The 20,004-nt window shown below is 71.4% G+C and carries 14 protein-coding genes; 8 read left to right on the plus strand and 6 right to left on the minus strand.

Annotated elements, in window-relative coordinates; translation table 11 throughout:
• Nucleotides 1–269 precede the first annotated feature (269 nt).
• Entirely contained in the window at nucleotides 270–866 is a 597-nt protein-coding gene (locus MTF65_RS20670; protein ID WP_243630353.1) for a hypothetical protein, read from the plus strand.
• 501 nt (nucleotides 867–1,367) lie between these two features.
• On the opposite strand, the gene MTF65_RS20675 is transcribed toward MTF65_RS20670, so the two are convergent.
• Nucleotides 1,368–2,435: a TerD family protein gene (locus tag MTF65_RS20675; protein ID WP_243630354.1), complete on the minus strand. Its 1,068-nt coding sequence runs from the start codon at nucleotides 2,433–2,435 to the stop codon at nucleotides 1,368–1,370.
• Nucleotides 2,436–3,723: 1,288 nt separating this feature from the next.
• On the opposite strand from MTF65_RS20675, the gene MTF65_RS20680 reads away from it, so the two are divergent.
• Complete coding sequence (locus tag MTF65_RS20680) at nucleotides 3,724–4,752, plus strand: lytic polysaccharide monooxygenase (protein ID WP_243630356.1); 1,029 nt, start codon at nucleotides 3,724–3,726, stop codon at nucleotides 4,750–4,752.
• A 42-nt stretch (nucleotides 4,753–4,794) separates the two neighbouring features.
• On the opposite strand, the gene MTF65_RS20685 is transcribed toward MTF65_RS20680, so the two are convergent.
• The 3 genes from MTF65_RS20685 to MTF65_RS20695 all read right to left on the minus strand — a co-directional run bounded on the left by MTF65_RS20685 (nucleotide 4,795) and on the right by MTF65_RS20695 (nucleotide 10,528).
• The gene (locus tag MTF65_RS20685; RefSeq protein WP_243630358.1) at nucleotides 4,795–5,655 is read right to left on the minus strand and encodes a triacylglycerol lipase; all 861 of its coding nucleotides are present in this window, start codon (nucleotides 5,653–5,655) and stop codon (nucleotides 4,795–4,797) included.
• A gap of 170 nt (nucleotides 5,656–5,825) precedes the next feature.
• The gene (locus MTF65_RS20690) at nucleotides 5,826–6,815 is read right to left on the minus strand and encodes a hypothetical protein (protein WP_243630360.1); all 990 of its coding nucleotides are present in this window, start codon (nucleotides 6,813–6,815) and stop codon (nucleotides 5,826–5,828) included.
• The gene (locus tag MTF65_RS20695; RefSeq protein ID WP_243630361.1) at nucleotides 6,812–10,528 is read right to left on the minus strand and encodes a DNA polymerase III subunit alpha; all 3,717 of its coding nucleotides are present in this window, start codon (nucleotides 10,526–10,528) and stop codon (nucleotides 6,812–6,814) included. Before MTF65_RS20695 ends, MTF65_RS20690 begins: the two co-directional genes overlap by 4 nt.
• A 177-nt stretch (nucleotides 10,529–10,705) precedes the next feature.
• Here MTF65_RS20695 and MTF65_RS20700 point away from each other — a divergent pair, with 177 nt between their 5' ends.
• Nucleotides 10,706–11,803 carry a DUF3533 domain-containing protein gene (locus MTF65_RS20700; RefSeq protein WP_243630362.1) on the plus strand — a complete coding sequence of 366 codons (1,098 nt, stop codon included), beginning with the start codon at nucleotides 10,706–10,708 and terminating at the stop codon, nucleotides 11,801–11,803.
• A 25-nt stretch (nucleotides 11,804–11,828) separates the two neighbouring features.
• On the opposite strand, the gene MTF65_RS20705 is transcribed toward MTF65_RS20700, so the two are convergent.
• Complete coding sequence (locus MTF65_RS20705) at nucleotides 11,829–13,091, minus strand: vanadium-dependent haloperoxidase (RefSeq protein ID WP_243630364.1); 1,263 nt, start codon at nucleotides 13,089–13,091, stop codon at nucleotides 11,829–11,831.
• A 315-nt stretch (nucleotides 13,092–13,406) separates the two neighbouring features.
• Here MTF65_RS20705 and MTF65_RS20710 point away from each other — a divergent pair, with 315 nt between their 5' ends.
• On the plus strand, nucleotides 13,407–14,309 hold the full coding sequence (locus MTF65_RS20710; RefSeq protein ID WP_243630366.1) for an alpha/beta fold hydrolase: 903 nt from the start codon (nucleotides 13,407–13,409) through the stop codon (nucleotides 14,307–14,309).
• 187 nt (nucleotides 14,310–14,496) lie between these two features.
• Here the strand turns inward: MTF65_RS20710 and tnpA are convergent, their stop codons facing one another.
• Nucleotides 14,497–14,925, minus strand: coding sequence for an IS200/IS605 family transposase (tnpA, locus tag MTF65_RS20715; RefSeq protein WP_243630367.1), 429 nt, complete (start codon nucleotides 14,923–14,925; stop codon nucleotides 14,497–14,499).
• Between the two features lie 26 nt (nucleotides 14,926–14,951).
• On the opposite strand from tnpA, the gene MTF65_RS20720 reads away from it, so the two are divergent.
• From MTF65_RS20720 to MTF65_RS20735, 4 genes are all read left to right on the plus strand, one after another.
• Nucleotides 14,952–16,193 carry a transposase gene (locus MTF65_RS20720; protein ID WP_243630368.1) on the plus strand — a complete coding sequence of 414 codons (1,242 nt, stop codon included), beginning with the start codon at nucleotides 14,952–14,954 and terminating at the stop codon, nucleotides 16,191–16,193.
• A 388-nt stretch (nucleotides 16,194–16,581) separates the two neighbouring features.
• The gene (gene fxsA / locus MTF65_RS20725; RefSeq protein WP_243630370.1) at nucleotides 16,582–16,746 is read left to right on the plus strand and encodes an FxSxx-COOH cyclophane-containing RiPP peptide; all 165 of its coding nucleotides are present in this window, start codon (nucleotides 16,582–16,584) and stop codon (nucleotides 16,744–16,746) included.
• A 28-nt stretch (nucleotides 16,747–16,774) separates the two neighbouring features.
• Complete coding sequence (gene fxsBH, locus MTF65_RS20730; RefSeq protein WP_243630372.1) at nucleotides 16,775–19,081, plus strand: radical SAM/SPASM protein FxsBH, inactivated beta-hydroxylase extension form; 2,307 nt, start codon at nucleotides 16,775–16,777, stop codon at nucleotides 19,079–19,081.
• Between the two features lie 116 nt (nucleotides 19,082–19,197).
• Nucleotides 19,198–19,938: an aminoglycoside N(3)-acetyltransferase gene (locus tag MTF65_RS20735; RefSeq protein WP_243630373.1), complete on the plus strand. Its 741-nt coding sequence runs from the start codon at nucleotides 19,198–19,200 to the stop codon at nucleotides 19,936–19,938.
• Nucleotides 19,939–20,004: the final 66 nt, after the last annotated feature.

The raw sequence follows: 20,004 nt of genomic DNA on the forward strand, positions 1-20,004 counted from the left end.
TCCGGTAGCGCCTCCCCGGGGCTTCGAAGCGGCCGGTATGACCGTGGCTGACCAATCTTGCTAGAGCTACGGATCAGAAGGCTGACAGCACAGGGCCCTCGACCGGAAAAGTCGGTCAGGGGCCCTGTCGCGGCGTGGGGAGCGGCTGGCGTGCGGTGATCTCCGATCGAGGCAAACTGCCGGAACATGCATGTCTTTGAGCATAAGATCGCAAAGGATTGCCCCGTATGGACCTAATGCTGCGTAGCAAGGACGGAGACAGCGTGCTGATGCCGACGCGATCAAAGGTTGCGGCGATCGTTCTGATGGCGGCCTCACTGGCACTTACCGGCTGTACGGAGACGGAACCCGGCGACAAAGCCAAGTCCAGCTCCCATGACGCAGCGTCGCCGTCCTCGCCGTCTCCGTCGGCCGACCTGTACGCGAAAGCCCCCGGGCGCATACAGGTCGTCCACCTCCTGGAGGCCCTGCGCACCCCGCAGGACGGTACGTACCGGACCTGGATGTCGGACGACGCGACCTACTGGACCCAGACCTTCATCTACACGCCGCGCAGTACGAGCGAGCCGGGCTGGGACAAGCGCGACAACGAGGGCACGGCCGTGACCTACCCGGGCAAACTCACGCCGGCGGAGAAGGACGCGTTCTTCAAGTCCCTCACCCGGGACAACACGATCATCGCCTCCACCCTCAAGGTGGTTCGCGTCGAGGAGCAGCCGGTCGGGACCCGTCAGGACTACAGGTTCACCTTCAAGTTGCAGACCAGCGGTGGTGACTGGCTCACCGGCATGGCCATGGGCGCCCAGCGCGACGAGGCGGGCAACGGGAAGGTCACCCGCCTCAGCTATGACACCAAGCAGTCGTAGCCGCTTGCCGTCGGCCTACGCTGGCTCCTCCGCCAATGCTGCATCAGTCGCGTGATGCAGCATTATTAATGTCGGGAGCAGCTCGGGGCCCAGCACCCGCACCCCAGCCGCGGCGACCTGAGGTGCTCAACGTGCCAGATGCGCGCCAGGTAAGGCGGATAACCGCGGACAGCACCGGGCGCTGAACAACGCGAAAGCCCTGCCTCCTACATCTGCTTCCACAGGTCACAGGGGTTGCAGGGCCTTCAAGATCGGTGATTCCCAAACTCAGAGCTTTCGGCTGCGAAAGAAATGCGCCTGCCGCCGGCTATCTTGTTTTGAACTCGATTTTCCCGGTGCTCATTCGGAAATTCCCATTCGAGTACAACGTCGGGCGGGCTTCGACATGGTTGCCGCTGTACTTCTCTGCATGGCGGATTTGGACGCCACCGGGGACGGTGAAGTCAATCAAGGCAATGGCGACCCAGTAGGACAGGTTGCGATTGTTGAAGAGTGGCACCGTTACGGTGGAGCCTCGCCCGTCGGTGACGACCGCTCTGGCACCGTAGGACTTGAACGAACCGGTCCCGTTCTCCACCGCACTGTAGGCACACAAGAGAACATAGCCCTGGAGGTCTGGACGGCAAATGGCGATCGTCTCGCGGCCGGGCACACGGGAGCCCCGTCCAAAGCGATATAGGGCGGCGCAATGGCGGATCCGAGTTGTCGGTAATAGACAACCTGGTCGTACTTACTCGGCCGCTCGCCAGCCGGAGTGACCAGGCTTCCTGGTACGTAGAGGGCGTACAGGTCAAGGTCGGCACCGGCCTGGCGTCGGGCCGCGCTTCCGCCGTTCCACTCAAGCGTGGCAGTCACGGTGAGGGTCGGGTCGTCCTTGCGCATGTTGATGGTCGCCCGGCCAGCCTTGGTGAGGGCGACCGTGCCCAGCGGGACAAGGGGGCGGACTGGTGCCTGCGGCAGGACCGATGTCGTCGCCGGTGAAACGTGTGGCTCGAACGCGGGAGGCGGTGGCGAAGTGAGCGCGTGTCGTGTCCGTGTGGGGAGCGTCGTAGATGAGGCCGGTAGCACGGCCGGTCCTGGGTCATCCACAACGATGCCGAAGTCGGAGGCCAGCCCCGCCAGCCCCGTATCCCATCCCTGGCCGACGGCTCTCGCCTTCCAGTCACCTGCGCGTCGGTAGAGCTCGACGAGGATGGTCACCGTCTCCCTGTGCATGAGCGGCGGCGGCGCAAAGGTGATCCGCATGCTTCCGCACTCGATGACGGCTTGGGGGGTATTCCTCTCGTCGAAGTGAATGGCTCGTAGTTCTGGGTCGATGCTGGCGACGACCGCGATGCGGTCGACCGTCGTGGGTACGGCGGCAAGATTTGCCACAATCGTCTGACCCTCTAGTTCGATCCCGTTCTGCGATGAGTGGTTGTAGAAGACCAGATCGTCATCGCTCCGTACCTTGCCTTCAGGCCCGAGCAGAACAGCAGAGACATCGATGCCCGTTGTCGGCGAGGTGACGGTGACGCGGCATACCGCCGCGGACAAGAGTGTGTTGCCGCCCTTGGCAAGAGTAGTCATGTGTGGCCTCTCACGGTGGTTCGTACATCGTGGTAGCCCTGGCCGATCCGTGTGGGGCAAACGGCGATTTCCTGCGGGTGAGCATCTTCGAGATGCGCACGTCTCGTCGTTAGCGGCAGAAGGGGCAGCGACCTTGTTCGTCAAGGTTCTCGGGATGCGTGTGTCCACAAGCAGCGCAGTCGAGGGGGTCTTCCCGGTACGGCTTGGGCGTGCCGTAGATGAGTGACCCTCCTGCTGGGGTACGGGCGGGGTCGTCATCTTCGCTGTAGTAGTAGTTCGGGGCCCTCGTGAGGTCGCCTCCCGGTAGGTCGTACTGGGCGTACCAATCCTCAATCGAGTCAGCCACAAGCAGCCCCTCCGTCCGAAGGTCGCGCCGGTGCGCCGGTGCGCCGGATGGTCGTACCAGTTCCGGAGTGGCGCGGGCCATCACAGCCCTAAGTCATCATGGCCGCCGTCTATCCAAGGGACCGAGTGATTCGGGGAATTGGTCTGTGATCTGGTGTGTCCCGAGGTGTTGCCCGCATACGTCCCCCTCAGCCGAGCAACGAAGCCGGGGGCGGTCCTCACGGCAAAGCGAAGCCAAGCGGGTGACCGGGATCATCATCCCAAGGCCACGGCCTATCCGTGGACGGACACAACCGCTCGACCGGCCTCTGGTCCCCTGAGCTGGCGAAACGCGTGAGACGCACGGGGCCTCCGGAGCCGTGTGCCGACCGCCGTCGGAAGTCGCGTTCGGGACAGGCCTGGGCCGTCTGTGGCCCGTCGGAGGGTTGCCGGTGGTCGCCGGCAATGACCAATGACAGCCCCTCAGACCATGGTTGGAGCGGGGGTCTGTTGAGTGTCTGACTGGCGGGCTGAGGCAGACATGACTTCCTGCGCAACAAGCCGAAACGCGCTGCCGCCAGAATCTCGGGCAGGCCAGACTGCCGGCGGCATGGAAGACCGGGCACCTCCTGGGGAGCCAGATGGGGAGCCATCGGGCTCGGCGCGGAGCGGATTCTCTTGGACTTCTACGGACGGTTGAGGGGTTGAAGGCCTGGGCCACAAGGCCGGTGGGGGCGTCGTTCCTGAGGGGGTGCTTACCGCTGCCTTAAACGGAGCCTAAGGATCTGGTTCTGGGGCGGGAATGCGGTCGGGGGTGGGGGTGGGGCGGTTAGTTTGGGCGGGCCAGGGAGGGCCTGAGGCGGCGCCGGGAACCCACGGGGGGCCGGCGCCGCACAGCCCGACTCCGTTGGCGCGCCCCAGGACTTGTGCCGCCGGCTTCGCCATGCCCGAAGGAGATCCACCCATGCCCGCACGCCACACCGTGACCCGTATCGCCGCCGTCGTCCTCGCCCCGCTCGCGGTGGCCTCGTACGGCGCCGCCCCGGCGGCCGCCCACGGTTCGATGACGGACCCGGTCAGCCGGGTGGCGGCGTGCTACGCGGAGGGTCCGGAGGCCCCCAAGTCGGCGGCGTGCAAGGCTGCGGTGAAGGCGAGCGGGGCGCAGGCGTTCTACGACTGGAACGCCGTGAACATCGCCAACGCGGCCGGGAACCACCGGGCGTTGATCCCGAACGGCCAGCTGTGCTCAGCCGGCAACGACAAGTACCAGGGCCTGGACCTGCCGCGCGCCGACTGGCCCGCGAGCCGGATGACGGCCGGATCGCACACGTTCCGCTACAAGGGCACCGCCCCGCACAAGGGCTCCTTCGAGCTGTACATCACCAAGGACGGGTACGACCCGGCGAAGCCGCTGAAGTGGTCGGACCTGGAGCCCGCGCCTTTCGCCGAGGCCACCGACCCGGAGATGCGGAACGGGGACTACGTCTTCACCGGGACGGTCCCCGGCAAGAGCGGACGCCACCTGATCTACAGCATCTGGCAGCGCTCGGACAGCCCGGAGGCCTTCTACACCTGCTCGGACGTGGTGTTCGGCCAGGAGAGCGGTGGCGGCGCGGGCACCGGCACGGGTGCGGGTGCGGGCACCGGCACCGCCACCGGTGGTACGGAGACCAAGCCGAGCGCGAAGCCCGGCGACAAGCCCGGTGCCAAGCCGAGCGCCCAGGCCCCGACGGACCGGCAGATCGCCGCCGGCGCGGGCAAGTCCTCCGTGGAGCACAACGGCCACGGCGACAACGACCCGAAGACGAACGGCGAGAGCGCGCCCTCCCCGGTGACGTCGCAGTCCCCCGCCGGCGGCAACCTCGCGGAGACGGGCGGCGACAGCGCCACCCCGGCGATCGCGATCGCCGGGGCCGGCGCCCTGGGTGTCGGTGCGGCCGTGCTGTTCGCCCTCGCCCGCCGCCGCGCGGCGAGGAGCCGCCACAGCTTCTGACCCCGGCTTTCCCCCGCGCGAGCGGGCCGCCGCGCCGCGGTCTCAGTCGAAGACCGAGGCGCAGGTGGTCTGTTCGGCGTGGGCCGGGTCGAGGGCGTTGAGCGCCTCGTGCCAGGCGATCCGGTCGGTGAGGCCGATGGCTACGTGCTCGGAGAGGTCCAGGAAGCAGAGGTCCTGGAGGACGACATTGTGTACGTTCGGCCCGTCGAGGAACCCGCTCCGGTAGGGGGTGACCACCTCGTCGTACTTGGTCGCGATCACCGTGTACTTCACCCCGGGGACGGTGTCGCCGCCCGCGTTCAGCTTGGTGAGGAAGGGGGATCCGGCGATCTGGTCGGCCAGGCCCGGGGTCGCCGAGCTGATCAGGTCCTCCGCGCCGGGGAAGTACGGGAGCAGTTGGGTGAGTCCGTTCAGGGTGGTCCCGTGGTTGTCGGGGGCGAGCCCGATCAGCGCGTTGACCTTGGGGGCGCCGCCGAGGAACTTGAGGTAGTAGTGCGGCATCATGCCGCCCTGGGAGTGGCCGATGATGTCGGTCTTCGCGGCTCCGGTGGACGCCAGCACCTTGTCGACGAAGACGTCGAGCTGACCGGCCGACTTGTCGACGGGCCCGAGCCCGTTGAAGAAGGGCACACCGGGCAGTTGGCCGTAGTCGAGGGAGTAGACGCAGTACCCGCGGTGGACGAGGTACGGCGCGAGTCCGAGCCAGTTGTCCACGGAGTTCCCGAAGGTGCCGTGCACGAGAACGACGGGGCGGGGATGGGCGGCTGACGGTTTGCAGGACCAGTTGTTCCAGCCGGTGCTCGGTGCGGAAGCGGCCTGCGCTGCGCCGGTGGGGGCGACGAGCGCGGCTGCGGTGAGGGTGAGGACGGCCAGCGGGCGGAGCAGGCGTCGCCAAGGCAGCATCGAGTGATCTCCTTGCGGTCAGGGCATGCGTGGGGGTTCATCCCGTGATCCGGATCACAAGGGGTGCTGCTGTGGCTAAATTACGGGCGGGTAGCAAAACTTGGAAGTTACGCGTCGGTAAAAAACTGACGTGTCGTCCCCAACTGCCCCCGCCCCGGCCCCGAAAGGTGCTACGAGGCCCTGCCGAAGGTGGCGGCCGGGCGGACCGTGCCAGGGCCGAAGCGGGCGTTGGCGCGGTCGATGGCCGCCTCCACCGTCAGGCGGGATTCACGGACCGGGTCCAGCGAGAGCTGCCGGGCCGCCCGTTCGGCGCCGGTCAGGTCCTCCGCGCGGAGCACCATGCCGGTCAGCCGGGCCCGCTGCAGGCCGGCCGCGTCCATCAGGCGGTACGCCAGGGTGCGGAGGTCCTCGTCGTGGGCGGACGGCTCCACCAGCCGCCGGGTCTTCTCCCAGCGGGTGCCGCCCGCGAACTGCAGGGTCAGGGTCAGGGCCCGGGCGGCCTGGCGGCGGCCGCGCAGGGTCGCGCCGAGGCGGACCACCAGGCCGAGCAGCTCGGCCCGGGCGTGCGGGCCGTCCAGCTCCTCGCGGGTGAACCGGCTCCGGACGGCGGCCGAGGAGGGCAGGTCCCTCGGGGTGACCGGGCGCGGGTCGATCCCCCGGGCGCGCTCCGCGACCAGTCGGCCGGCCCGGCGGCCCAGGATCCGCTCGACGACCCCGGGCGGGACCTCGGCCAGTGCCCCGACCGTGTGCAGCCCGTACCGGCGCAGCGCCTCGGCCTGGCGGGAGCCGAGGCCGTACAGCGCCTCCACCGGCAGCGGTCCGAGGAATCCCGCCACCGCCGCCGCGTCGTCGGGGACGGTCAGGATGCCGCCCGGCCCCGGGATCCGTGCGGAGGCCATCGCCGCGACCGCCCAGGTCCCGGCGACCCCGATCCGGACGTCCGTACCCAGCCGGGCCACCGCGCGCAGCCGCACCACCTCCGCGATGCGCTCGGCGTCCACGCCGAAGTACCGCTGGGCACCCCGGACTTGGACGATGGCGGCCCGGGGCGGCAGGGCCTGGACGAGCGGGGAGAACTCCCGCAGCAGCTCCAGCACCGCGCGGTAGCCCTCCTCGGGCAGGGCCGGGGCGCACCGGACGTGCAGGACGCCGGTGCTCATCCCGCGCTCCCCGGGCTGGAGTGCCACAGCTTGCGGCCGGTCGCGGCTCGCTCGCCGGCCGGCTGGAGGTCGGCCCACGGGTTCATCTCGTAGCCCGTCGGCAGGTGGATCCGGCGGCCGCCGGCCGCGCCGCCGCTCCCACCGCCGGTGCCGCCGCCGCTCCCGCCACCGCTCCCGCCACCGGCGCCCGTGGCGGGAGCGCTCTCACCCGCCGGCTCGGACAGCCGGGCCGCGACCGCGTCCACACCGCCCGCGGCCCGCAGTTCCACCAGCTCCGCCAGGTTCCAGGCCGCCGCGCCGACCACGCTCAGGCTCTGCGGGCCGCGCCGCTGCACCACGCCCCGGACCAGCAGCAGGAAGGAGTGGAAGACGGTGTGCGCGCACCGCTCATGGCTGTCGTCGAAGAAGGCCAGGTCGACCAGTCCGGTCCCGTCGTCCAGGGTGGTGAAGATGACCCGCCTCCCGGACCGGATCGGCGGGGTCTGGGTGGCCGCCTTGGCGCCCGCGACCAGCACCGTCTGCCCGTGCGCGGCATCCCGCAGCCGCCGCGCCGGGATCACGCCCAGCTCGGCCAGGAAGGCGTGGTGCTCGCCCATCAGGTGCCGCGAGGCGTCCATGCCGAGGACGCCGAGCTCGGCGCTGAGCCGCTCGGCGTCGGTCAGGTCGGGCAGCCCGACGGCGGCCGTGGACGTCCCGCCGCCCAGCGGGAGTTGGACGCTCCCCCGGGTGCCGGCCGCCCGCTGGGCGCCGTGCAGCTCGGACAAGTGGAGCAGCAGGTCACGCCGGTTGGTGCCGAACGCGTCCAACGCGCCCACCTGGGCGAGGCGTTCGGCGACCGGCCGCCCCGGGTGCGCCCGGTCCCAGAAGTCGCGCAGGGAGGCGTACGGCTGCCCGGCCTCGATCCGGCCCGCCTCCGCCTCGCTGATCCCGTGGATGTCGGCCAGGGCGAGCCGCAGCCCCCACACCGGAGGTAGATCGGACACCAGTTCGATGCGGTGGGCGACCGCCGACCGGTTCACGTCCAGCGGCAGCACCGGCACACCCCGCCGCCGGGCGTCCGCCAGCAGCAGCCGCTTGGGGTACATCCCCGGGTCGTGGGTGAGCAGCCCGGCGTAGAAGGCCGCCGGATGATGGGCCTTCAGCCAGGCCGACTGGTAGGTGGGCACGGCGAAGGCCACCGCGTGCGCCTTGCAGAATCCGTACGAGCCGAAGGCCTCCACGATCTCCCAGGTACGGCCGATCACCTCGGGCGGGTAGCCGCGTTCGGCCGCCCTCGCCGCGAACCAGGCCTTGATCCGCCCCTGCGACTCCGGGTCGGACAGGCCGCGCCGCACCCGGTCCGCCTCGTCCCGGCCGCAGTCGGTCATGATGTGCACGATCTCGATGATCTGCTCGTGGAAGACCACCACCCCGTACGTCTCGCGCAGCGCCTCCGCCAGGTCCGGGTGCGGGAAGCGGACCGGGGCCCGCCCGTGCCGGGCCTCGATGAAGGGCCGCACCATGTCGGCGGCCACCGGCCCCGGCCGGAACAGCGAGATGTCGACGACCAGGTCGTGGAAGGTGGCCGGCTGGAGCCGCCCCACCAGGTCGCGCTGGCCCGGGGACTCGATCTGGAAGCAGCCCAGCGTCTCGGCCGAGCGGATCAGTTCGTACGTGGCCTCGTCGTCCGGAGGCACCTGCCCCGGGTCGTCGAGGTCGAGCTTCTCGCCCGTCGCCCGCCGGAGTTCGGCGACCGCGTGCGCCATCGCGGACTGCATCCGTACGCCCAGCACGTCGAGTTTGAGCAGCCCGAGGTCCTCCACGTCGTCCTTGTCGAACTGGGACATCGGGAAGCCCTCGCCGCTGGTGGGCACCACGGGGGTGCGGGCGAGCAGCGAGGCGTCGGAGAGCAGCACCCCGCACGGATGCATGGCGGTCCCGCGCGGGAGCCCGTCCAGCGCCTCGACGAGCTCCCACAACCGCCCGTGCTCCTCCCCGCGTACGTCGCGCAGTTCGGGGAGCTCCTCCAGTGCCGCGCGGGCGTCGCGGGCCCGGATGTGCGGGAAGGCCTTGGCGAGGCGGTCGATCTCGGCCGGATCCATGGACAGGGCGGCGCCCACGTCGCGGATGGCGTGCCGGACGCGGTAGGTCTCGGGCATGGAGACGGTGGCGACGCGCTCGGGGCCGAACCGGGCGATGATCCGCCGGTAGACCTCCAGCCTGCGGGCGGACTCCACGTCGATGTCGATGTCGGGCAGCACGTGGCGGCGCTTGGAGAGGAAGCGCTCCATCAGCAGGCCGTTCGCGACGGGGTCGGCGTGGGCGATGCCGAGCAGGTGGTTGACGAGCGAGCCGGCACCGGAGCCGCGGGCGGCCACCCGGATGCCCATCGCCCGTATGTCGTCCACCACTTGAGCGACCGTCAGGAAGTACGAGGCGAATCCGTGGTAGGCGATGACGTCGAGCTCCTGGTGCATCCGCTCCCAGTACCGGCGGTCGTCGCCGTAGCCGCGCAGCACCATGCCGGCGGAGGCGCGGGAGGCCAGCACGCGCTGGGCGGTGCGGTGCGCGGCGCCGACGAGGTGGGCCTCGGGGAAGTACACGGAGCCGATGCCGAGGTCGTCCTCGGGATCGACCGCGCAGGCCTCGGCGGTACGCCGGGTCTCCGCGAGCAGCCGGCGGGCGTCGGCGGGGCGCAGGCCGGCCGCCTGGGTGATCCGGTCGGCGGCCTCGGCCATGGCGGCCGGGTCCTTGAGCCAGCGCTCCCCGCTGCCCAGGCCCTTGCGGGGGTCGATGGGGACCAGCCGGCGGGCGGCGTCGAGGACGTCGGCGACCGGGCCCTGGCCGGGGTCGGCATACCGGACGGCGTTGGTCAGCACGGCCGGGACACCCTGTTCGGCGGCGAAGCCGACGGTACGGGCGGCCAGGCGCAGCGAGCCGGGGCCGGTGCCGGTGCGGCCGTGGTGGACGGCCTCCAGGCGCAGGGCGTCGCCGTAGATCTCCCGCCAGGGCGCGAGCAGCCGCGCCGCCCGGTCGGGCCGCCCGGCGGCGAGCGCCCGCCCCACCTCGGAGTCGGGCCCGAGCAGTACGTACACCCCGGCCCCCGCCGAAGCGTCGCCCCAACGGCCCCCCGGGGCGTCGGCCCGGCGACCCCCCGGAGCTCCAGCCCAGGCACCCGCCGAGGCGTCGCCCCAGCGGCCCCCCGAAGCATCAGCCCGACGGCCCCCCGGGGCTCCGGCACAGGCACCGGCCGGGGCATCGGCCCCGGCCCCCGCCGGGGCGTCGGGCCAGGCGGCCTCCCCGAGGGAGGGCGGGCCGCCGCCGGTGCCCGCGTGGGCGGCGGTGACCATCCGGCACAGCTCGGCCCATCCGGCCGCCCCGTCCCGGGCGAGGAACACGGCGCGGGGGGCGGATTCGTCGATGAAGGCCCCGCCCCTGACGGGGGTCCGCCGCCGGGAGGAGGCCGCACCGGTTCCGGGCCCGCCCGAACCCGCCGAGCCCGCCGCAGGCGACCCGGCAGGCGACACGGCCAGGTCCACGCCGAACAACGGCCGGATCCCGGCCGCCCCGCACGCCTTCGCGAACCGCACCGCGCCCGCGAGGGTGTCCCGGTCGGTCAGGGCGAGGGCGTCCATGCCCCGCTCGGCGGCACGCTCCGCCAGACGTTCCGGGTGTGAGCATCCGTAGCGCACGGAGAACCCCGAAACGGTGTGCAGATGCGTAAAACCAGGCACCCGCCGCCTCCTGCTCCGCTCGATTCCCCCGACACTCCTTCTGTCTCCCCCTCTCCACCATAGAGCAAATCGAATATCCGTGCGAAACAAATGTTCGACTACCGGTGCGCGCCCGGCCGTCATCCATTCGGCCCTTCCCTGCTGCGTCCCGCCCCCGGTACGCCGAGCGTGTGAGACATGACCCAGCCCACCAACGCCGCGCCCGCCGGATTCCTCGCCGAGGTCAAGGACGCCGTGACCACCCGGGCAGCCCTGCTGGTCCTGGGCGTACTGGCACTCCAGCTCGCCTTCATCACCTCGTACATCGGGGCCTTCCACCACCCGAAGCCGAGCGAGATCCCGCTCGCCGTCACCTCACCGGCCGAGCCGGTCACCGCGCGCTCCGTGAAACAGCTCGGCGCCCTCCCCGGCGAGCCGCTCGCCCCCCGCGCGGTCACGGACGAGGCGGCGGCGCTCGCGCGGATCAGGAACCGGGACGTGGACGGCGCGCTGATCATCGACCCGGCCGGAAGGACCGACCGGCTGCTGGTCGCGAGCGGCGGCGGGGCCTCGCTCTCGCAGGCCCTCGAAGCGGTCGTCACCCGGGCCGAGGCCGCCCAGGGCCGCACCCTCCGGGTCACCGACGTGGCCCCGACGGCCGCACGCGACGCACGCGCGCTGAGCTCCTTCTACCTGGTCGTCGGCTGGTGCGTGGGCGGCTACCTGTGCGCCGCGATCCTCGCGATCAGCGCCGGCGCCCGGCCCGCGAACTCCGCCCGCGCCGTCATCCGGCTCGGTGCGCTGCTCGCGTACGCGATCGTCGCCGGACTGCTCGGCACGGTGATCGCGGGACCGGTCCTCGGCGCGCTGCCCGGCGGCATCACGGCCCTGTGGGGGCTCGGCACCCTGGTCGTCTTCGCGGTCGGCGCGATCACCCTGGCCTTCCAGGGTCTGGCGGGCGTGGTCGGCATCGGCCTGGCGATCCTGCTGGTGGTCGTCCTCGGCAACCCGAGCGCGGGCGGCGCCTACCCGTACCCGCTGCTGCCGCCGTTCTGGAGGGCCATCGGGCCGGCCCTGCCGCCGGGCGCCGGGACGTACGCCGCGCGCTCGATCGCGTACTTCAAGGGCAACGACGCGGCCGGGGCCATGCTCGTCCTGGCCGCCTGGGCGGTCCTCGGCGCGGCCGTCACCGTGGCCTGCGCCGCCGTCCACCGGGGCAAGGCCGGGCCGCCGGTGGGCAGCGGGCTCCCCGACGCGGACGCGGTGGCCGCCGGGGGCACCGCGAACGACCGGTGAGACAGAGCCCGCTGCCGCGCCCCCCTTACCGCAGCGGCGCGAGGAGCCGGCCGGCGTTGCGCAGGGCGTGCAGGCCGACCGCCTTGCCGAGCGTGACACCCGCCTCGTCGGCGGACCGGGTGTGGATCCCGGAGAAGACGCGCGCGTCGACGTTCTCTCGGGTCAGCTGCTCCCAGCCGGTGTACGTCCGCTCGACCCCGGGCGCCGTCGGGCTCGTGAGGGTGAACGGCGCCGTACGGGACCCGGCGAGCGCGTCCAGGACCACCTCGGCCGCCCCGGCGTACGTGGTGTGGCCGCTGGGGTAGTCCGGGTGGGACGGGGTGGTGTGCAGCGGGGACCAGGCCGGGTCGGTGCCGATCGAGCCGGTCCGGATCGCCGTCACCGGGCGCCAGCGCGTGTACGCGTACTTGCTGTCGGAGGTCGCGATCTGCGTGTCGACCAGCGCGGCGTGGAACAGCGCGACCAGTCCCGCCCGCTCGGCGGCCGAGCCGGGCGAGCGGGTCACGGCCACGCGCAGCGGCTCGGTGTAGAGGGGGAGCGAGGCGCCGTACCAGAAGGCGGCGGTCTCGGTCTGCCGTGCGGTGCGGACCGCGCTGTCGGCCTGCCCGTACGCCCGGACCTCGGCCAGGTCGGCCCGGTACCGGCGCGAGTCGAGCGCGGGCGGCGGGCCGAGACGGTACTGGGCCGGGGAGTCGAGCAGGAACGGCTCGGCCACGCGGTTGCCGTACTGCGCGGCGGGGGCGTAGCCGTCGGGCGTCGGCTGCCACACGCCGGGCGCGGCGGGCGCCGGGGTGAAGGGGGCGTTCACGGACGCCGGGTCGAGGCCGTCGCCCTGGCGGGCGGCGAGCGCGAGGCGCGCCTGCCGGGCACCGGCGGCGACGCCCCCGTCCTCGGCGCGGCCGTCGGGGATCCGGCCGAGGGTGGTGGCGAGCGCGGCGTCGAGCTCGGGGGCACGGGCGGGCGCGAGGGCCACGAGGGAGTCGTGGACGGCGGAGGCGACCGCCGCGTCCTGGAAGGCGGCCCGGTCGCGGCCGCCGGGCGCCTCCCGGGTGGCGCGCGCGGCGGCGAGCCAACTGATGGCCCAGGTACGACTGTTGGTGACCTGGGTGGGCGCGCCGGCGGCGGCGACGGTCTGGGCGGTGGTGTCGTACCAGTCGCGTACGACGGCTCCCCGGTCGGCGCCCGGGTACGGCGGCGCGGCAGTGGCCAGGGCGGACGGAACGGTGATCGAGGCGGACAGGGCCAGGGTGGACCCGAGGGTGATCAGGGCGGAGCGGTACGGCTTCACGGACTCTCCAGGAAGAAGGGCGACCGGGCGGGAGGGAAGCGGGAGGGAAGAGGAGTCACCGGCGGAGCGCGCCGGAGACTCGTCTGAAGTCGACCGCGCGCCGCTTGGTCAGAACGGACAGGCTCGCCATGCGCCCGAAGCTAGCCATGATCGACCCCGCCCCGCAACGCCCGTTCTCGGCCAGGCAGTTCGGAAACAGACCTGTCGCATGTGAAAGCCTTCACGACAAGTGCGCCAAGAGTGCGCCCTACCGCGCTCCTCCCCCAGCGCGCACAATCACCGGGACGACTCGCGTCTACGGCGGGAGGGAAACGCGTGCGCAATCAGGTGCGCGCCGCGGACGGACGCGCTCTGATGGTGGAGCGCTGGGGTGATCCGGACGGCAGACCGGTCTTTCTGCTCCACGGCACGCCCGGCAGCCGGCTCGGACCCGCCCCCCGGGGCATGGTCCTCTACCAGCGCCGGATGCAGCTCATCGCCTACGACCGGCCCGGCTACGGCGGCTCGGACCGCCATCCGGGCCGTACCGTCGCCGACGTGGCCCAGGACGTGGCCTCCGTCGCCGACGCCCTCGGCCTGGACACCTTCGCCGTGGCGGGCCGCTCCGGCGGCGCCCCCGGCGCCCTGGCCTGTGCCGCCCTGCTCCCCGAGCGGGTCACCCGGACCGCGGCCCTGGTCCCCCTCGCCCCCCGGGACGCGGAGGACCTCGACTGGTTCGCCGGGATGGCCGCCTCGAACGTACGGGAGTACAGCACGGCCTCCACCGACCCCGAGGAGCTGGCGGCCCGGCTGATCCCGCGCGCCGACGGCATCCGCAAGGACCCCGGCCGGCTGCTCGACGAGCTGCGCCGGGAGCTGACCGCGAACGACCGCATGATCGTCTCGGACGCGGGCCTGCGGTCGATGCTGCTGCGGAACTACCGCGAGGGGCTGCGCACCTCGGCCTGGGGCTGGATCGACGACGCGCTCGCCTTCAGCAGACCCTGGGGCTTCGACCCGGCCGACATCCGCAGCCCGGTCCTCATCTGGCACGGGGAGCTGGACGTGTTCTCCCCCGTGGGCCATTCCCGCTGGCTGGCCCGCCGGATCCCGGGGGCCACCACCACCATCGACCCGACCGCCGCGCACTTCGCGGCGCTGCGCGCGCTGCCCGACGTACTGACCTGGCTGCTCAAGGCGCTGCCGGCGTCGCCGCTCGGCGAACAGCAGCCCGTTTGAGGGGTGTTACCCGAGCGGGTGGTCGGGGTCGTAGTTGGTCAGGACACAGCCCTCGATCTTCGACCGCTCCAGCCGGTACCCGCTCGGGGCGGAGAAGCCGGGCATGCAGTTCAGCGTGATCTAGCGAGGAACCCCGGGCCTTCAGGCCCGGGAGGAATCGCTTCTCTGGACTGCTCTGACGTGCAGGTCACATCGGATGTTTTTGCTGCTCGATGTACTCCTTGATGATGGACAGCGGCGCTCCGCCGCAAGAAGCTGCGAAGTATGAGGGTGACCAGAAGTGTGCGCCCCACAGGTACTTGCGGATGTGCTCGGGGTACTCCTGGCGGAGCCTGCGGGCGGAGACGCCCTTGAGAGAGCCGACCAGTTTGGAGATGGAAACTTTCGGCGGGTAGTGCACCAGCAGGTGAACGTGGTCGCGTTCGCCGTTGAACTCGACCAGCTCGGTTTCGAAGTCGGCGCAGACGGACCGCATGACCTCCTCGCAGCGCCGAAGGATCTCGTCAGTGAACGGTCCGCGCCGGTACTTGGGTGTGAAGACCAAGTGGGCATGGAGGGTGTAGACGACCGTACGACCCCTGCGAATATTGGCGTTTGGCTCCCAGCGTGGTGACATAGATCAATGGTAGTAGGGTATCCCGTATGAAGCTCGTCGTGCAGGTGAAGCTGATGCCGGATGCCGTACAGGCACCGGCCATCGGTGCAACCCTGCGCACGGTCAACGAGCGGGCCAACTTGGTGTCCGCCGTGGCGTTCGAGCATGGCGTGCCGCGTGAGTACGAACTGCGCAAGCACACCTATGCCGGGCTGAAGGCTTCCGGTCTTGGGGCGCAGGCAGCCCAACACGTGATCAAGAAGACCCGCGACGCCTACACCACGTTGAAGGCGAACATCCGGGCGGGGAACCTCGGCAGGCCCGGATCGAAACGCAGGGTCAAAGCGGAGTCGAAGCCGATCACCTTCCGGCCGGAGGCGGCACAGCCGTACGACGACCGGTGTCTGTCCTGGCAGTACGACGTGCGGACCGTCAGTATCTGGACCACGGCGGGGCGGCTCAGGAACGTCCGTTTCGCCTGCTCCGTCGGCGCACTCAAGATGCTCCGCGAGTACCGCAAGGGCGAGTCGGACCTGATCGAACGCGACGGCGTGTTCTATCTGATCGCGGTGTGTGAGGTCCCCGAGGCCCAGGTCAACGAGAACCCGTCCGGGTTCATCGGTGTGGACCTCGGCATCGTCAACATCGCCACCACATCCACCGGCTACCGGGCCGCCGGGCGCGGTCTGAACCGGCACCGCAAGCGGCAGCTCGAACTACGCCGCAAGCTCCAGGCCAAGGGCACCCAGTCCGCCAAACGCCGGCTCAAGCACCGCAGCCGCAAAGAGGCGCGGCACGCCGCGAACATCAATCACATCATCTCGAAGAAGATCGTCACCACCGCTGAACGCACCGGACGTGGAATCGCCCTGGAAGACCTCACGGGCATCCGCGACCGGGTACGGCTCCGCAAGGACCAGCGGGCACAACTGCATTCGTGGAGCTTCCACCAGCTCGGCCGGTTCATCGCCTACAAGGCGCTGCGGGCCGGGGTGCCGCTGGTGTACGTCGATCCGGCATACACCAGCCAGCAATGCTCCGAGTGCGGCCACATCGACCGGAAGAACCGAGTCGATCAAGCAACGTTCGCGTGCCGCGCCTGCGGCGTCACCATGCACGCGGACGACAACGCATCCCACAACATCGACCGCAAGGCCGAAGACGTGTGGACCGCGGGGCGTGAGTCACGCGTCCCAACCACCCTGCAGGTGGTCTGGACGGAGGAGACAATCCGGCAGCCAGTCGGGCCCTACCTCCAAGCCCGGTCCTTCAGGACCGGATCAAGTTGACGTAGAGGAACTGCAGCGGCCGAACCGGACGCTGGGGTTATTGGTCTCCACGGCGATGTTCTCGCCGACGAGGAGCCTGCTCGCGCGTAGGGATGGCGTGCACATGCCAACGACAACGGGGAGCATGATCAAAACCGTGGGGGACGGCCCCGGCTGACACCGGGTCGGCGCGGCCCCGCACCCGGAAAGGGGAATTCGATCTTGCCGTCAGGCGAACGGCCGAATACGGGACCCCGGGAAATAGCGGGGGCTTCCCGTAGAACGCTTGACCAGGCGTCATGCCTCAGTTGCCAATGGGGTGCGGACGAGTAAAGTCCACGCTTGACACCAGCACGTCGCTGGTGTCATTCACATGCCCATTCCACATGGCTTCCCCGAGGACGGTGTCGTGAACACTTCCGCAACCCCCCCGACCAGCACGGTCAAGGCCCGCCGGGTCCCGCTCGCCCGGATCGACGTCCGCAGCGCTTTCGCCACCGCCACGCTCGGCCGCGTACTGCCGGCGGAATCCCGCCGCCCGGTCCAGGCGCCGATCTTCAACTCCGCGCTCTGACACGGAAGTACGGCTCTAGACTGGTGGAATGACCGGCCTGATCGCATTTCGCGAGATCGTCCTGAAAGTTCACAGCAGATGCGATCTTGCTTGTGATCATTGCTATGTCTACGAACACGCAGATCAGAGCTGGCGAGGCCGGCCGAAAGTGATCTCCCCCGAGGTCGTCACCCACACCGCGTCACGACTCGCCGAGCATGCCCGTGACCATGCGCTCCCCTCCGTCACGGTGATTCTCCACGGAGGGGAACCCCTGTTGGCGGGGACCGCCCGGCTCCGGTTCGTATGCGAGGAGTTCACCCGCGCGCTCGCCGGAATCGCGGAACTCGATCTGCGCGTCCACACCAACGGGCTCCAGCTCAGCACCCGTTACCTCGACCTCTTCGCCGCATACGGCGTCCGGGTCGGCGTCTCCCTCGACGGAGACCGTGCCGCCAACGACCGGCACCGCCGCTTCGCGGACGGCCGCACCAGCCACCCCCTGGTCCTGGCCGCCGTCGAACTGCTCCGTTCGGAGCCCTACCGCCACCTCTACCAGGGCCTGCTCTGCACGGTGGACGTGGCCAACGACCCCGTCGCCGTCCTGGACGCCCTCGTCGAACTGGAGCCGCCCCGGGTGGACTTCCTCCTCCCGCACGCCACCTGGGAGACCCCGCCGCCCCGCCCCGACGGCGCCCCCGACGCCTACGCGCGCTGGCTGCTGAGGGTCTTCGACCACTGGGAGCGGCGCGAACGGCCCGTGCCCGTACGGCTCTTCGAGTCCCTGCTCTCCACCCTGCGCGGCGGGCCCAGCCTGACCGAGTCCCTGGGCCTCGCCCCGACCGACCTCGTCGTGGTCGAGACGGACGGGACCCTGGAGCAGGTGGACTCCCTCAAGAGCGCCTTCGAGGGGGCCGCGGCCACCGGATTCAACGTCTTCGACCACACGTTCGACCAGGTCGCGGCCCATCCGGGGGTGCGGGCCCGGCAGCTGGGCCTGGCCGGCGTCAGCGACGCGTGCCGCCGGTGCCCCGTCGTACGCTCGTGCGGCGGCGGCCTCTACACGCACCGCTACAAGGCCGACGGCGACACCGGCGGGGGCTTCGACAACCCCTCCGTGTACTGCGCCGACCTGCGCGAACTGGTCGACGGGGTCGAGGCCAGGACCGCTCCCCGCGAGAGCGCGCCGCAGCTCGCCGACCCCGCCGAACTCGCCCGGGCCCAGGAGGACCTGACCCGGATCCTGCTGGCCCGGCTGCACGAGGATCTGGCGGGCCACCCCGACTGGGCGCGGGCCTGGGAGCTGCTGGCCGAGGTGGAGCGGGCCGGGGATGCGGGCGCGGACGCGGTGGACGCCGTGGTGGACCACCCGTTCACCCGGACCTGGGTGCTGGCGGCCCTCGACGCGGTCCGGGAACGGCCCGTGGGCAGCGGGCACGGAGACGGTGCGCCCGGAGACGGCGGGGCCCCCGCCCGGGAGGCGGCGCGCAGGCTGGCCGCGCTGACCGCCGCCGCCGTGCTGCGGGGCGGGCTGGAGCTGCCCGCCGAGGTGACGTACCGGGACGGCGAGGTGTATCTGCCGACGCTGGGGCTGCTGCGGCGCGGGGAGCCCGGCGCCGACGGGCCGGCCGTGCTGCGCGCCACCGAGGACGGGTACGCCGTACGGGACCACCGCGCCGAGCACCGCTTCGGGCCCGGGGCGGGGGATCCGCGCTGGCTGCCCGTACGGACCTGGTCGCCCGGGCCGGACGCGGCGCCGGTGGCGCTGGAGGACCTCGATCCGTACCGCAACTGCTTCGCCCGGCCGCCCCGGCTGCGGCTCGGGGCCGGCGAGGCCGGGGAGTGGCGGGCCCGGCTGGACCAGGCGTGGGCGCTGCTGCACGACACGGTGCCGGAGTTCGCCCGGGCCGCCGGCGCGGGGCTGACCACGCTGACCCCGCTCGCGGGCGGCCCCCGGGCGGGCGGCTGGGGCGAGGCCGGACGGCACGGGCCCGGGGCGCTCGGGGTGCCGTACGCGGCGGGGGTACGGGAGACCGCGCTCGCGCTGCTGACCGGGCGGCGCCGGACCCGGCTGCGGGCGCTGACCGAGGTGACGGACCTGTACGCGCTGGACGGGGAGTGGCAGCACCCCTCGCCGTGGCGGGAGCGGCCGGTTCCGGTGTCCCGGCTGCTGGCCGACGTACACGAGCGGGTGGCGGTGGAGGCGTACCGGCGGGCCGCGGCGCTCCCGGAGCCGGGCGGGGCGGACCGGATCCACCGGGCCCTGGACCGGCTGTCCGGGGCGGCGGAGCTGACCAGCACCGGAAAACGGCTGGTGGAACAGCTGCGCTGGGAGCTGAAGGAGGCCGGCGCGTGACTCCCCCGCCCGGCCCAGCGGACCCAGCCGGCCCAGCCGGGACCCGCCCCGCCCCCGGGGTCCTCGCCCTCGCCGTCCAGCTGCGCCTGCTCGGGGTGCGCCCCCGGACCCGGCTCATGGTGCACGCCTCCCTCGGCGGCACCGGCCTGCGCGCCGATACCCTGCGCGACGCCCTGACCGGGGTCCTCGGCCCGCACGGCACCCTGGTGGTCCCGGCGTTCACCCCGGAGAACTCCACCACCTCGCACGCTCACCTGGCCCGGATCGCCGGCCTGACGGAGCCCGAGGTGCGGGCGTTCCGCGACCGGATGCCCGCGTTCGACCCCGAGCGCACCCCGAGTCAGGGCATGGGCGCCTTCGCCGAGGCCGTCCGTACCGCCCGCGGCGCCGTGCGCAGCGGGCATCCCCAGACCTCTTTCGCGGCGCTCGGCAAGGACGCGGAACGGCTGTGCGAGGGGCACCGGATCGAAAGCCATCTGGGTGAGGAGTCACCCTTGGGAAAGATGTGCTGGGAGGGCGGCCAGGTACTCATGATCAATGTGGGTTTTTCGGCCTGTACCGCTTTCCATCTCGCGGAGTATCGAATTCCGAAGCCCCCCTTGCGCATGTACGAGTGTGTGGTGAAGGTGAACCTTCCGGGAGCTCGGCAAGGACGTGAGCAAGGGCGTGAGCAAGGGGGAGCATGGACCGCGTTCGAGGACGTCGCGCTGGATGACAGCGATTTCGCGGAGATCGGCAGGTCGTTCCCGGATTCCCGGGTGCGCAGGGGGCGGGTGGGAGGGGCATCGGCCATGCTCTTCTCCCTCCCGGATGCCGTTGATCACGCATGCGACTGGATGACCGAAAACAGACGCTGATTGACTGAACCATGAGGGGATGTGGCGAAGCAGCTCCGGAATGATGTTTCTTCGCTCCACATCTTC

Source organism: Streptomyces sp. APSN-46.1 (assembly GCF_022815725.1).
GTDB lineage: Bacteria > Actinomycetota > Actinomycetes > Streptomycetales > Streptomycetaceae > Streptomyces.